This is a genomic window from uncultured Aquimarina sp. (genome assembly GCF_947500065.1).
Classification (GTDB): domain Bacteria; phylum Bacteroidota; class Bacteroidia; order Flavobacteriales; family Flavobacteriaceae; genus Aquimarina.
In genome coordinates, this window is the sequence record NZ_CANMQT010000006.1 from 37,886 (window position 1) to 52,781 (window position 14,896).

Here is a 14,896-nt window from a genome sequence, read left to right on the forward strand (position 1 = left end):
AAAAATACCGAAAAGAGTTTTGATTATATATGGTGTTACTTATCTTTTTACTTAGTAATTATCAATAATCATTGTAACAAAACTAAAATATCTAGAAGGATCTCTAAGAGAAGAACTATAAGAACCTTGGTTACCAAGCACTTTACCTTTATGGTTTAAAGCAATTATATTAGGGAAACCACCTTTCTTGTTATATTTACTTAATAATTTTTTATTCGCTTTTAATTGTTCCTCAGAAATTATATCCATTCTTCTGGGAATATCTACTTTTAATAAAATTAACCTTTGCGATAGCTTCTTAAATCTTTCAGTAGCAAAAAAATCTTCTTGAAGCATAATACAAGGAGCACACCAGTCACTACCTGTAAAATACATAAGAATTGGTTTTTCTGCCTCTTTTGAAATTTCTTTAGCAGTTTCAAAATCTGTTAACCAGTATAATTCACGCTTTTGAGAAAATACAACTGTGGTAACTATTAATGATAAAAACAGAACTATTTTTTTCATTTTAATTAAGTTTGGGTATTACAAAAATATAATATTTTTTATATACCAAATATCTTGCCAAGTGTTTGATTATAAAATGATAACCGATTCGTTAATGGAGCGTCTTACTTTTTTGAAATCAGCAAACATATCATCATCTGCACGATATCCTATTGGTAGTACTAATACAGAAGTAAGTCCACGTTGTGTAAGATTAAGAACTTCATCATACTTTTCGGGGATAAAACCTTCCATTGGGCAAGCATCTATTTTTTCAGTAGCGCATACTGTTAATAAATTCCCCATAGCTAAATAGGCTTGCTTGGCTGCCCAATTGGAAATCTCATTTGCAGGCTTATTTTTAAAAGAATCTATAAGTTGTTCTTTAAAGGGTTTAAGCACTTCTTCAGAGGTATTTCTAATCGCTTTTACATTATCAAAATACTTGGTAATATATTCTTCGCCAACAGTATTTTCAATACAAAAAACTAGTACATGAGATGCATCTGCTACTTGTTGTTGGTTCCATGAATGTTGAGTAAGTTCTTTTTGAACTTCCTTGTTATGTAGTACAACTAATTTGAGCGGTTGTAATCCATAAGAAGTAGCGGTGAGGTTAAATGCCTCTGTAAGTATATTTATTTTCTCTTCAGGGAGTGTACGAGTATTATCAAATTTTTTTGTCGCATATCGCCATTGTAGACTTTCAATAATTTCCATTCCAATTTTTTAAAAATATGCCACAAAGATACAGGTATAACAGGTATCTTTATTCATTAAACTGATAAGAAAAAACTATATCACTATTGTATGAATATTATAGATGAATTAATCAAAAAATCAGAAACTAGAATCTTTAAAGCAGTTTTTCCTAATACAACTAATCATTATGAAACATTATTCGGAGGAACGGCATTACAGCTTATGGACGAGGTTTCTTTTATATGCGCTACTCGTTTTAGTAGAAAAAAGGTAGTAACGATTTCTACCGGTAAAATAGATTTTGAAAAACCCATTCCAGAAGGAACTATTATAGAACTTGTAGCTAAAGTCCAAGAAGTAGGTAGAACCAGTTGTATGGTAAAAGTGGATATTTATAAAGAAGAAATGTATAATTATGATCGTGAGATAGCTGTTTCTGGAATGTTCAAGTTTGTTGCTATTGATAATGATAAAAAACCTATTCCGATTATAGATAATAAAGTATAAAAAGAGAGAGCTAAAAAATATTATTATTATTATGAATATGTCACATTGAGCGGAGTCGAAATGTATTAAGTATCGGTATGCGTTATTTCTCGACTCCGCTCGAAAATGACGGAGAAATCAATTTTTTATACCGTCTTGTGTAATTTTAAAAAGAAGGTTTTATTTATCTCCTAACTGTTTAATCTTTATTCTGAAAGCTGCGAAAAGTAATGTAGTAAAAGGGCTTAGCCAATTGAAGATTGCAAAAAAGAAATAATCTACAACCGGAACGCCTAAAACACCACTTTGATAAGCTCCACAGGTATTCCAAGGAACTAAAACTGAAGTTACAGTTCCAGAATCTTCTAATGTTCTACTTAAGTTTTCAGGAGCAAGACCCTTGTCTTTAAATGCTTTTGCGTACATTCTTCCTGGTACTACAATAGCCAAATATTGATCAGAAGCTGTTAAGTTTAAAGCAAGACAACTGGCAACAGTACTAGCAAATAACCCAAATACAGAATCAAACATGCTTAATAAAGCTTTGCTAATTCTGGCAAGTGCTCCAATAGCATCCATAACGCCACCAAAGACCATAGCGCAAACGATTAGCCAAATAGTGCCTAACATTCCAGACATTCCACCAGCTGTGAATAAGTCATTCAATTCTTTACTAGAAGTTTCTACAGCTGTGTCCACGGTCATTGCTTTCATAACTCCTTTATAGGCAGAGTTGAAATTCAGTGTTTCACTACCTGCGATATTCATTACAATTTCTGGTTGTGCTATTATTGCAGCAATAGCGCCCAGCAATGTACCAGCTAGTAAGGCAATTAAAGGTGGTGTTTTTTTTATGATAAGGCCAATCACGATTATTGGTACTATAAACAACCAAGGTGATATTGTAAATGCACTTTTTATAGCTTCTAGTTGCTCACCAATTTCTGGAGTACCAGAAGTATCAAGTGTAAATCCTATGATGATAAATATAATAAGTGTAACAACTATTGTAGGTACCGTAGTGTATGTCATATACTTTATATGAGAAAACAACTCTCCTCCAGCCATGGCAGGCGCTAGGTTAGTGGTATCTGATAAAGGGGACATTTTATCACCAAAATATGCTCCTGAAATAACCGCACCTGCAGTCATACCAAGAGAAATACCAAGTGTATCTCCAATTCCAATCAATGCGATACCTACGGTAGCGGACGTAGTCCAAGAACTACCAGTAGCTATAGATATGATAGCACAGATAATTACGCAAGCCGGTAAAAAAATCGTAGGATTAAGAATTTGTAATCCGTAATAAATCATTGTGGGTATAATACCACTAATAAGCCAGGTTCCTGCTAATGATCCTACCATTAATAATATCAATAAAGCTCCCGTTGTAGATTTTACGTTGCGAGCAACTTCTTCCATCATTTGTTTGTAGGATACCTTATTGAAGAAACCTACTATTGCAGCCACTGCAGCACCAAGAAGCAATATAAATTGATTACTACCACTCAATGCATCATCTCCAAAAGCATAGTATACATTATAGAATAACATCCCTACTAAGGCAAAAATCGGAATTAATGCTTCCCAAATGTTTAGTTCTTTGTTTTCAATAATTTCTTCGTTTTGGGGATCAGTAGGAGTGATGTTTTGGCTTTCCATATATAGTATTCGAAATTTTATTGGTGTAATGTTACGATATTAATAAAATTTATGCAACGTATTCTCCTCGTTTAATTATAAAATTAATTCGTTGATTTTATAATAAATAGTATAGATGTGTTTTTTATCGTTGTTTATTGCTTTTTGTCGATTGTGTAATGTATATTTGTTTATGGATTTTTGTGAAAGCACTAAGTTGAAATATCTTTGAACCATCAAAAGAAAGATATTAAGAAATTGAATATATATTGAAAGAGGAAAATTGGAATTGATTGTTTACGTTTTTTTGCCCCAACAAATTTAATTTCCCCCAAAGTTAAATTTGACAAATTATGAAGCCTCAGAAATGAGGCTTTTTTTGTACACTGCATTGTATATTCTATTCAATAGGTTTATAAGAATCTTATTTTTTGTTAAAAATGATTAAAATTTAATAATTAAAGTATTTTGTCGGTTAAAATTGTATTTAATCGATTATTAAGAGATTTTTGACTCCTCAATTTCTATTAAAATATAGTGTATAGCTTACTTTTGAAGTGTGAAAAATAAGAGTTACTAATTAAATTAGTTTTAATGTTTCGCCCCCAAATAATTAGATAACTCCAAAATTTAGAGAACTAAACTTTTTTTGCCCAAATTAAATTTACCTACTAATAAGCCTCATACCCCAAGAGGCTTTTTTTATGGAGTAGGTTTTCTCGATTCACTATATACTAACTAATAATCTCTCCTTAATTCGATTAGGAAAATTCTTATTCTAATATAGGTTTTAAACATCAAAAATATTATTTTGTTTGTTAAAATGTACTTTATCGATTAAATATGTTTTTTATCGATATTTCAAGTTTTTTGTGTGATCATTTTAGAGATGTTCTTAAGATGTCGGCGTACTTTTGAAGTGTTGTTAATGATTGATATAAGTTGAATTAGTTTTTATGGTATTACCCAATACCAACATTAATTACCCCAAAATTGTAAATCGAATATTCCCCAAAATTTGATTTCCCTAAATAAAAAGCCTCTTGCCCAGAGGCTTTTTTATTTGTTAAAAAATAAATTGTTTCATTTTTTATGCGGAAATTAGTTCAAAATTATGATCATGCAACCTACTTTCGCTCGTGGATTAGAGTTATTTTTTTTATTTGTATTACTACCTGTCAGTTTTTTATTTTCCTACCCTAATTCGATAAAAGCAGGTTTAACAATTGCAGGTTTCCTTTATATATTAGTTCATCTTAGGAGATCAGGGTTTTTAAAAATAAAATTTCCGGATAAGTTATACTGGAAACCATTTTGGAAAGAGACAATAATTAAGCTAGCAATTATTATTGTTATTACAAGTTTATATGTTTTTTGGATAGCTCCTGATAAGTTATTTTCAGTCCTTTTAAAGAAACCTATCTTGTGGGTGGTTATCTTATTTATTTACTCATTCTTATCCGTATGGCCACAAGAAATTATCTATAGAACTTTCTTTTACAATAGATACGAAAGCCTCATTAAAAATAAGTGGTTGTTTATTTTTATAAACGCAGTTCTTTTTTCATTAGCCCATATATTTTTAAGAAGTTTTTTGGTTCAATTGCTCACTTTTTTGGGAGGACTGTTATTTGCATTTACGTATCAGAGAACAAAATCTACAACTTTGGTATCTATAGAACATGCAATTTACGGAAATTGGCTTTTCACGGTTGGAATGGGAGAGATGCTTGCGTTCCCATCAGTAGATTAATCATTTAGAAATTCTACTAGTTTTTTTACTGCTCGAGCGCGATGGCTGATACGATTTTTTTCATCTAATTGCAGTTCTGCAAAAGTTTCTTGATATCCTTTAGGTGAAAAAATAGGATCATATCCAAAACCTAGCGCTCCTTTTTTCTGGTGTACTATACTGCCTTCGCAAATACCTATAAACGTTTCTATTTTCTCATTAATATAAAGCGCAATGACTGTTTTGAATTGTGCATCTCGATTTTCTTTTCCTTTAAGTTTATCTAAAAGCTTATCCATATTTGCATTAGCGTCTTTAGCTTCTCCGGCGTAACGAGCAGAGTATACTCCAGGTTCACCATCAAGGACTTGAACTTCTAACCCAGTATCATCGGCAAAGCAATCGTATCCATAATGTTCTTTTATATATTGGGCCTTTTGTATTGCATTACCTTCTATAGTAGGAGATGTTTCTGGAATGTCTTCAGTACAATTTATATCTGCTAAACTTAATAATTGAATATGAGAAGGAACAATGGCTTGTACTTCTTTTAACTTATTAAGGTTATTTGTGGCGAATACTAATTTCATTTATAAAGTGTTGTTTTTTTGAGGTGTTACCTATTAAATATTTAGGCTTTAGCATCGTAATTCTCAATCCACTTACCTTGCACTTTAAGAACTTGTTCTATAACATCTCTTACACAACCTTTTCCACCTTTTTTGAAAGAAACATATGTAGATACTTCTTTTATTTCTGCTACAGCATCTTGTGGACAGGTTGGTAATCCTACCATTTTCATAACTGGTAAATCAGGAATATCATCCCCCATATACAAAACGTTTTCGATTTTGATATTCTTATTACTCATATACTCGTGTAACTGATCTACTTTATGATGTGCACCCAGATAAATATCCTTAATTTCCAGTCCCTCTAATCTTTTTCTGACTCCTTCATTTTTTCCTCCAGATATGATACATACATTAAAACCTTGCTGAACAGCAGTTTTTAAGGCATATCCATCTTTGATGTTCATAGTTCTTAATAGTTCCCCGTTAGTATTAATAATTACCATTCCATCTGTCAAAACACCATCAAAATCAAAAATAAAAGTAGTAATGTGCTGTAAATATTCTTTATAACTCTTTTCCATATTTAGATTGTATTGCTTCAGTAAGCATTTTATATAGTTCTTTTTGTGAATTGTCTTTTAAAATCTCCAGGTGTCTTTCGATAGTTTGTATATCATTTCGAATAGCTGGTCCGGTTTGAGCTTTATCCGGTTGAATTTTTACTATTTTTTTGGCAGTTTCTTGTATTAACGGATGTAAAATTTCAAATGGCACCTTGTTTTCTGAGCATATTTCATTCCCTACGGAAAACATATAATTTGTAAAGTTGTTTACAAATACAGCAGCAACATGCAATACTTTTCTTTGATCAGAAGAAATGTCATATATTTTTTTAGATAATAAAGAAGCTATTTTTTTTAATAGTTTAACATCTTGTTCTTGATCGGCTTCTATGCAAAAAGGAATGTTAGAAAAATTCACATCCTTACCAATGCTAAAAGTTTGTAAAGGGTAGAAAACTCCACGATAATTTTTATTATTTATATCGGTCATTAACACACTACCAGACGTGTGTACAACTAATCTATCCTGAAAAGGTAATGAATTAGATACATCTTCTATAGCATCATCACTAACTGCTAAGATGTATACATCTGCCTTTATCAAAGCACCGAGATCGCTTGTAATTGTATCTCTTTTCTGATCTTTATGTAATCTGACACCTTTTCGATTATAGCATTGCAAGACTGTTACTGATTTCTGATTTAAAAAAGCAGTATACAAATGTTGCGCTACATTTCCAGCACCAAGGATAACAATTGTAATCATTTGGCTAAAATAAGGAAGTTACTTTAAAAATTAGATAAGTTTTATAGTTCTGTTAAAACCAATAAATAGGATAATTAGAATGTCTGATTATCCTCTTAAAAACATTAAATTTGCCGAGCTAAAAAAATTACAATGCAAAAGAAATTGGCGAGTATTTTATTTTCTACAAGATTGATGGCAATGTTATTCTTGATTTTTGCCGTATCGATGGCAGTAGGTACTTTTCTTGAAGATGGTTATGGTACTCCTGCGGCAAGGATCTGGGTATATAATACTTGGTGGTTCGAAGCGATTATGGTTTTTTTTATGATCAATTTCTGCGGAAATATAGTACGATTTAGATTATATAAAAGAGAAAAATGGGCAACATTATTGCTACACCTTTCTTTTATTCTCATCATTTTAGGAGCTTTTGTAACTAGATATATTAGTTATGAAGGAGTAATGCCGATTAGAGAAGGCGAAACAACTTCAGAATTTTTATCCGAACGAACGTATTTAACTGCTTTTCTTGATGGAGAGATCGATGGTGAACCGAGAAGAAGAGTAATTTCTAAGCAGTTGGAATTGACACAAGCGACAGATAATGACTTTACTATAAACACGGATTATAATCAACAACCCGTTACAATACGATATAAAAACTATATCACCGGAGCAGAAATGGGACTTGTTGAAACTGAGGATGGAGAGAATTATCTAAAGATAGTAGAAGCGGGAGATGGAAATAGGCATGATCACTATTTAAAAGAAGGAGAAGTTTCTAATATCCATAATATTTTGGTAGCCTTTAATATTCCAACAAAAGGAGCTATTAATATTACTTATAAAAATGATGAGTATTATATAGAATCTCCATTTGATGGTTCTTATATGAGAATGGCGGATCAACAACAGGGCTTGGTTATTAAAGATAGTATCCAACCGCTTATGTTACGATCATTGTATCAAACTGCTGGGATGCAATTTGTTATTCCGGATCCGGTAATTACTGGTATGTACGATGTTGTTCCTATTGAGGTCAAAGAAAAAGGTCAGCAGGATGCACTTATTTTTGAGGTGTCTACTAAAGAGGAAACTAAAGAAGTAAAATTATTAGGGGGTAAAGGATATTCTAATGATATGCAAAAGATTTCTTTAGGAGGTCTTGATATGTATTTCAATTATGGATCTAAGCGATTAGAGCTTCCTTTTTCATTAAAGTTGAATGATTTTATAGCAGAGAAACAACCTGGAACAGAAAAAGTATATAAGTCATTTATGAGCAAAGTAGATATTATTGAAGAAAATTCTACTCCACGCCCTTACGATATTTATATGAATCATGTTTTAGATCATAAAGGGTATCGCTTCTTTCAAGCTTCTTTTGATCCAGATGAAAAAGGAACAGTATTGTCTGTAAATCATGATTATTGGGGTACTATGATTACCTATGCTGGTTATATGTTACTGTATCTTGGGTTAATGCTTATTTTATTTACGAAAGGATCTAGGTTTAAGGATCTTGAACAAATGCTTAATAAAGTGAAGTTAAAAAAGAAAGAAATGACCGTATTGTTAGCACTGTTTGTTGCTACGTTTTCTTTTGCACAAGAACAGGCGGATCACGTAAACCATCTTCAAACTTTACCAGGAAAAGCTAAATTAGATTCTATAATTAAAGCGAATGCTGTTAGTAAAGAACATGCTTCGAAATTTGGTAGCATAATAATCCAGGATGAGCGTGGTAGAATGAAACCTGTTAATACTTTTTCTTCGGAATTATTAAGGAAGTTAAGTAAAAAAGATACATACGAAGGATTGACAGCAGATCAAGTTTTTGTATCGATGCTTGAGAATCCATTCATATGGTATAGTATTCCTATTATTGAAATACAAAAAGAAAACGATAGTATCCGTAGAATATTAGGGGTTTCAAAATCAGAAAGAAGGGTATCTCTTATAGATCTTGTAGAACAGGATGGTTCTTATAAATTAGATCCGTACTTAGAAAAAGCAAGTAGTACAAATACACCTAGCAGTTTTGAAAAAGATTTCTTGAAAACTCATGAAAAGTTTTACCTTTTAAACCAAGCATTAGGCGGAGGGATTCTTAAGGTTTTTCCGGTTCCAGACAATGAAAATAATAAATGGGTTTCTGTACCAGAATTGAATGAGTATAAATTCACCGGAATGGATTCTGTATATACAAGACAAATTATTCCTATTTATATACAGTCATTGCAGGAAGCAAGGAAAACAGGGGATTATAGTAAACCTGATCAGTATATAGAAAGTATCAAAGCGTTTCAGACAAAATTTGGAAGTGAAGTGATGCCAGCTGATGATAAAATTAAAGCCGAAATCGCATTAAATAAGTATGATATTTTCAGAACATTATATAAATATTATAGTATTACAAGTGTATTATTTATTCTAATCATCATTTTCGGGATATTCTATTACAAGAATAAGTTTGTAAAAGTGTTGATAAACATCTTTATGGGGATTACCGTATTGATTTTTATGGTACATACATCAGGATTAATAATTAGATGGTATGTATCGGGTCACGCGCCTTGGAGTGACGCATATGAATCCATGATTTATGTGGCTTGGGCAACAATGGCTTTAGGATTAGCTTTTGGTAAAAAGAGTAACCTTACAGTTGCAGCAACAGCGTTTGTAGCTGCAATAATTCTATTTTTTGCGCATCAAAACTGGACAGATCCTGCTATTGCAAATCTGCAACCTGTTTTGGATTCTTATTGGGTATTGATACATGTGTCGATTATTGTGGCAAGTTATGGTCCTTTCTTTGTAGGAGCTATTTTGGGAGTACTTTCATTATTATTAATGATACTAACCACTAAGTCTAATAAAAAGAGAATGGATCTCAATATCAAAGAGATTACGATTATTAATGAAATGGCATTAACTATCGGTCTTGTGATGTTAACGATCGGTAACTTTTTAGGAGGAATGTGGGCCAATGAAAGTTGGGGACGTTATTGGGGTTGGGACCCTAAAGAAACATGGGCATTGGTTAGTATTATGGTATATGCTTTTGTGATTCATATGCGATTAGTTCCTGGCCTTAGAAGTAGATGGTTCTTTAATTTAATGTCTGTACTAGCTGTTGGATCCATATTAATGACATATTTCGGAGTAAATTTTTACTTAAAAGGACTACATTCTTATGCAAGCGGTGATCAGGTAGTAACACCATCAGCAGTGTACTACAGCTTTGTTGTTTGGGCAATATTAGGAGCTTTCTCCTATTGGAGGTATACTGTACACTATAAGAAGTGATTTTTGTAATTAATTGTTTATCATTGCTTTATTCTTAAAGGAAACTATACAAAAACTATACAGTGTTAATTTTTCAGCATTATTGTTAACACTACTTCAATAATATCTGATATTTTTATGATTCTTAATAAATCATTAAAACTTCAATATGGGTATTATTTCTTTTGTAGGATTCACACTTTTAGTTGCCATCATATCTTATCTGGCTACAAGGAAAACCGACGAAACATCTTCTGATGGTTATTTTCTAGGTGGTCGTAGTTTAACTGCAGTGGTAATTGCAGGTTCCTTATTGCTGACTAATTTATCTACAGAACAAATTGTTGGACTAAATGGAGCTGCATATTCAGAAGGTATTCTGGTGATGGCTTGGGAAACCCTAGCAGCTATCGCAATGGTGATTACCGCGATTTTTTTATTGCCAAGATATCTTAAAGGAGGAATAACAACAGTACCTCAGTTCTTAGAAAGGCGTTATGATACTACAACAAAAGCAATAACATCTGGATTATTCTTAACAGGTTATGTTGTGGTGTTCTTACCTATAGTATTATACTCTGGATCTTTGGCGATTAGTACGATGTTTGATGTTCCTGAATTATTGGGGGTCTCTAAAGGAGCTTCGATATGGATTTGTGTTATTGGTATTGGGGTTATCGGATCTATTTATGCAATTTTCGGTGGATTAAAGGCAGTAGCTGTATCTGATACAATCAATGCTGTTGGATTATTGATAGGAGGAATTATGATTCCAGTTTTTGGTTTGATAGAGATAGGAGATGGCAGTATTTCTGAAGGAATTAATACATTGATGACTTCGAATCCTGAAAAATTTAAAGTGATTGGAGATAGTGATTCTTCCATTCCTTTTGCGACCATATTTACAGGAATGATGTTGGTGCAATTATTTTATTGGGGAACAAATCAAGCAATTATCCAAAGAGCTTTAGGTGCTAAAAACCTTAAAGAAGGTCAAAAGGGATTATTATTAGGATCATTTTTAAAAATATTAGGCCCGATTATAGTAGTATTACCAGGAATAATAGCTTTTCATCTTTTTAATGGAGAGTTAGAAGTTGCAGATGAGGCATATCCTACTTTGGTAAGTAAAGTGTTACCTGTTTCATTGGTTGGTTTTTTTGCAGCAGTATTATTTGGAGCGATATTAAGCTCGTTTAATAGTGCTTTAAATAGCTCTGTTACGTTATTTGGATTGGATATTTACAAAGAGTATATAAATAAAGAGGCTAGTGAAAAGCAAGTGGTAAAAGCAGGAAAAAGCTTTGGTGTTTTATTAGCAATATTAGCCATGGCTGTAGCTCCTTTTATTGCTAATGCAGGGAGTCTTTTTGATTATCTACAAGAGGTAAATGGAATATATAGTATTCCTATATTGACAATTATAGTAGTAGGGTATCTTACTAAGAAAGTTCCGGCGATTGCGGGTAAAATAGGTATTATATCTGGATCCGTACTATATATAATTAGTCAGTTTATTATAAAACCTATTCTTCAAGGTAATGCTGTTGAAGCTGCTAAAGCTAATGGAATAACTGATCTTGTAGAATTAGGAAGGATAGAAACATCTGCATACCCTCATTTCCTGCACGTAATGGCTATTCTTTTTGTGGTCAACATCATTATAATGTTAATTATTGGTAAATTGTATCCAAGAGAAGAAGCATACGAGCAGCATTATACAAAAGAAGTAGATATTACACCATGGAAGTATACTAAGATCGTAGGAGCTATTGTGTGTTTAATAGTGATATCTACCTATATCTATTTTAACTAATTGAAATATATTAAAAAGACATTTTTATTTCTATTTTTTCTATTTACGACGATAGTTACCGCACAGGAATTACCGCCGATAGAAGTCTATTTGCCAGATGAGTACAAAGGAGCAACCCAAAATTGGGCCATTTCTCAAGCGGATAATAAATACATTTATGTAGCTAATAACAAAGGACTTTTAGAGTTCAATGGAGCAAACTGGGAACTTTATCCAACTCCTAATGAGACGGTTATAAGATCAGTCAAAGTTATTGGAGAACGTATTTATACGGGATTCTATATGAATTTTGGGTACTGGAAAAAAAATGGTTTTGGAAAACTTGAGTACACTTCACTGACCGAAAATATAACGGAAAATCTTATCGAGGATGAACAGTTTTGGCACATTGTCAGCCAAGACGATTGGATATTATTTCAGTCTCTTGATAGAATTTATCTTTATAACGTTAAGAATGAGGAGATCTCAATTATAGAATCTAAAATAGCCATTACTAATATATTCAATGTTCATGGGACGATATATTATCAGGATATTAATAATGGAATCTATAAAATTGAAAAAGGTAGCCCGACATTAGTCATAGATGATGATCAAGTGGTTAATGATAAAATAGTAAATATTTCGAAGTCTCAAAACGGAATTCTATTACTAACAAGTACCAAAGGTTTTTTTGAATTTTCGAAAGGAGAAGTTAGTGAATGGGGTACGCCGTCTGATTACTTATTAAGCAATTCTACTATTTATAGTAGTATCACACTTAAGGACGGAAGCTTTGTTTTAGGAACTATTTCCCAAGGACTAATATATCTTTCAGAAAAAGGTGAGGTTACGTATCAAATTAATCAAAATAAAGGATTAAGTAATAATACGGTTTTATCTTCCTTTGAAGATATAGATGGCAATATATGGTTAGCATTAGATAAAGGCATTAATTGTATAAATATAAAATCGCCGGTTCAAAGTTTTAATGATGATAAAGGTACTATCGGTACTGTTTATACCTCAATTGTTTTTGAAGGTTTTTTATATCTGGGAACAAATCAAGGAGTGTTTTACAAAAGTATTGATAAGGATGAGTCATTCAGTTTTGTTGAAGGTACCAAAGGACAAGTTTGGAATCTTTTTTCTTATGATAACAAATTGTTTTGTGGACATAATGATGGTACTTTTTTAATAGAAAAGAATACATCCGAACTTATAAGTTGGATTCAGGGAACTTGGATTTTTCGTACGATTGAAGATCATCCTGACTGGTTGTTGCAAGGCAATTATGAAGGATTGAGTGTGCTGGCAAAAAAAAATGGAAAATGGAGATTAAAACAAAAAGTTAAAGGATTTGATTATTCTGCTCGATATTTGGAAATATATGATAGTAAATTGTGGGTCAATCATGAATACAAAGGACTTTTTAGCATTATCGTAGATGATGAATTTTCCAAAGTATTAGAAGTAGTTAAAGACTCACTAACTATAAAAGGTAAACAATCAAGCATAACAAAATACAAAAACGATTTTTTTTATGCACATCAAGAAGGGGTGTCTTTTTATAACAAGGAAAATAAAGCTTTTGATCAAGATAATGGTGTGAATCACGTTTTTGAGACTAAAGAGAAAAATGTTGGAAGACTAATAAAAGATAATATAGGAGGACTCTGGAGTTTTACTGATGAAGAATTAGACTATATTTCCCAAAGCCAATTTTCGGATAATTTAGAAGTAACTAAAGTATCTATCCCTTACTTGCTAAGAAAAGAGATGAATGGTTTTGAAAATATAATGCACCTTGAAGAGGAGAAGTATTTATTAGGAACTACATTTGGATATATGATTTTGGACTTATCTAGGGTAAATTCAAAAGAACATACTATTATTCTTGAAAAGGTTTCAGCAAAACAAAAAACTACAGAATTTAAACCGGTTGAAGTTTCTGATTCACCTCCAGTATTCAAATCTAATTTAAATACTATTTCTTTTGTCTATACAATTCCCGAATACGATAAATTCCTTATTTCAAAGTTTCAGTATAAGCTAGAAGGTTTTTATGAAGATTGGAGTGGTTGGACTTCAAAGACCAATAAAGTGTTTGAAAATTTGCCATTCGGAGAATATACGTTTAAAGTTAGAGCAAAAACAGGTAATGTTTTAAGTAAAAATGTTGTAGAGTATAAGTTTATTATCGATAGGCCCTGGTATTTTTCTGTAGTGGCCATTATAATTTATTCTGTTTTGTTATTAATTCTATTGTTAGTTACGCATAGAGCTTATAAACGTTATTATACCAAACAAAGAGAAAAGTTAGTAGAAGAGAATAAAAAGCAATTGGAACTCAAAGAACTGGAAAGTGAAGGAGAAATAATGAAACTTACGAATGAAAAATTGACTCAGGATATAGAGAGTAAAAATCGTGAACTTGCTTCGTCTACAATGAATATTATTAAGAAAAATGAAATACTTAACACGATCAAAAAAGAACTTCAAAAATCTGAATTTGAAAGCAGTGGGGTGAAGAATGTAGAACGAATTATTGATAGAAACTTAAACAATAAGGATGATTGGAAACATTTCGAAGAAGCTTTCAATAGTGTAGATAAAGACTTTATAAAGAAACTAAAAGAGAAACATAATAATTTAACTCCTCACGACTTACGATTTTGTACGTACTTAAGACTAAATTTATCATCCAAAGAAATTGCTTCATTGGTTAATATTTCGGTTAAAAGCGTAGAAATAAAACGTTATCGTCTAAGAAAAAAGCTGCAATTAGAACATTCAGACAGTTTAGTAAACTACATTCTCGAAATTTAAAACCATACATTACCTTAAAACACCACTACATTACCTATACTCTAACGT

General features: G+C 31.8%; 11 protein-coding genes. 5 read left to right on the plus strand and 6 right to left on the minus strand.

The genetic code is table 11. The features are described from left to right. Nucleotides 1-51: 51 nt before the first annotated feature. Both Q0975_RS17440 and Q0975_RS17445 read right to left on the minus strand, forming a co-directional pair. Nucleotides 52-507, minus strand: a complete 456-nt coding sequence (locus Q0975_RS17440; RefSeq protein ID WP_299438998.1) for a thioredoxin family protein — start codon at nucleotides 505-507, stop codon at nucleotides 52-54. Nucleotides 508-576: 69 nt separating this feature from the next. Continuing rightward, nucleotides 577-1,206 carry an NAD(P)H-dependent oxidoreductase gene (locus tag Q0975_RS17445; protein WP_299439000.1) on the minus strand — a complete coding sequence of 210 codons (630 nt, stop codon included), beginning with the start codon at nucleotides 1,204-1,206 and terminating at the stop codon, nucleotides 577-579. Nucleotides 1,207-1,296: 90 nt separating this feature from the next. Here Q0975_RS17445 and Q0975_RS17450 point away from each other — a divergent pair, with 90 nt between their 5' ends. Beyond that, nucleotides 1,297-1,695 (plus strand): acyl-CoA thioesterase, encoded by a 399-nt coding sequence (locus Q0975_RS17450; RefSeq protein WP_299439002.1) that lies wholly within the window; start codon nucleotides 1,297-1,299, stop codon nucleotides 1,693-1,695. A gap of 159 nt (nucleotides 1,696-1,854) precedes the next feature. On the opposite strand, the gene nhaC is transcribed toward Q0975_RS17450, so the two are convergent. Continuing rightward, the gene (gene nhaC, locus Q0975_RS17455; protein ID WP_299439004.1) at nucleotides 1,855-3,339 is read right to left on the minus strand and encodes a Na+/H+ antiporter NhaC; all 1,485 of its coding nucleotides are present in this window, start codon (nucleotides 3,337-3,339) and stop codon (nucleotides 1,855-1,857) included. A 1,099-nt stretch (nucleotides 3,340-4,438) separates the two neighbouring features. Between nhaC and Q0975_RS17460 the strand changes: the two genes are divergently transcribed. Beyond that, nucleotides 4,439-5,071: a CPBP family glutamic-type intramembrane protease gene (locus Q0975_RS17460; RefSeq protein WP_299439006.1), complete on the plus strand. Its 633-nt coding sequence runs from the start codon at nucleotides 4,439-4,441 to the stop codon at nucleotides 5,069-5,071. Here Q0975_RS17460 and Q0975_RS17465 read toward each other — a convergent pair. From Q0975_RS17465 to Q0975_RS17475, 3 genes are read right to left on the minus strand one after another with little or no spacing between them, the layout of a single operon-like run. Further along, complete coding sequence (locus tag Q0975_RS17465) at nucleotides 5,068-5,640, minus strand: non-canonical purine NTP diphosphatase (RefSeq protein ID WP_299439008.1); 573 nt, start codon at nucleotides 5,638-5,640, stop codon at nucleotides 5,068-5,070. The genes Q0975_RS17460 and Q0975_RS17465 overlap by 4 nt on opposite strands. Before the next feature lie 41 nt (nucleotides 5,641-5,681). Next, the gene (locus tag Q0975_RS17470) at nucleotides 5,682-6,206 is read right to left on the minus strand and encodes an HAD hydrolase family protein (protein WP_299439010.1); all 525 of its coding nucleotides are present in this window, start codon (nucleotides 6,204-6,206) and stop codon (nucleotides 5,682-5,684) included. Next, the gene (locus Q0975_RS17475) at nucleotides 6,190-6,954 is read right to left on the minus strand and encodes a DUF2520 domain-containing protein (RefSeq protein WP_299439012.1); all 765 of its coding nucleotides are present in this window, start codon (nucleotides 6,952-6,954) and stop codon (nucleotides 6,190-6,192) included. The genes Q0975_RS17470 and Q0975_RS17475 overlap by 17 nt, the downstream gene beginning before the upstream one ends. A 132-nt stretch (nucleotides 6,955-7,086) precedes the next feature. Between Q0975_RS17475 and ccsA the strand changes: the two genes are divergently transcribed. The 3 genes from ccsA to Q0975_RS17490 all read left to right on the plus strand — a co-directional run bounded on the left by ccsA (nucleotide 7,087) and on the right by Q0975_RS17490 (nucleotide 14,848). Then, a complete protein-coding gene (gene ccsA, locus Q0975_RS17480) occupies nucleotides 7,087-10,245 on the plus strand; it encodes a cytochrome c biogenesis protein CcsA (RefSeq protein WP_299439014.1) in 3,159 nt (1,052 codons plus the stop codon). A gap of 148 nt (nucleotides 10,246-10,393) precedes the next feature. Beyond that, nucleotides 10,394-12,040, plus strand: a complete 1,647-nt coding sequence (locus Q0975_RS17485; protein ID WP_299439016.1) for a solute:sodium symporter family transporter — start codon at nucleotides 10,394-10,396, stop codon at nucleotides 12,038-12,040. Further along, nucleotides 12,041-14,848, plus strand: a complete 2,808-nt coding sequence (locus Q0975_RS17490) for a triple tyrosine motif-containing protein (RefSeq protein ID WP_299439017.1) — start codon at nucleotides 12,041-12,043, stop codon at nucleotides 14,846-14,848. The last annotated feature ends 48 nt before the right edge of the window (nucleotides 14,849-14,896 follow it).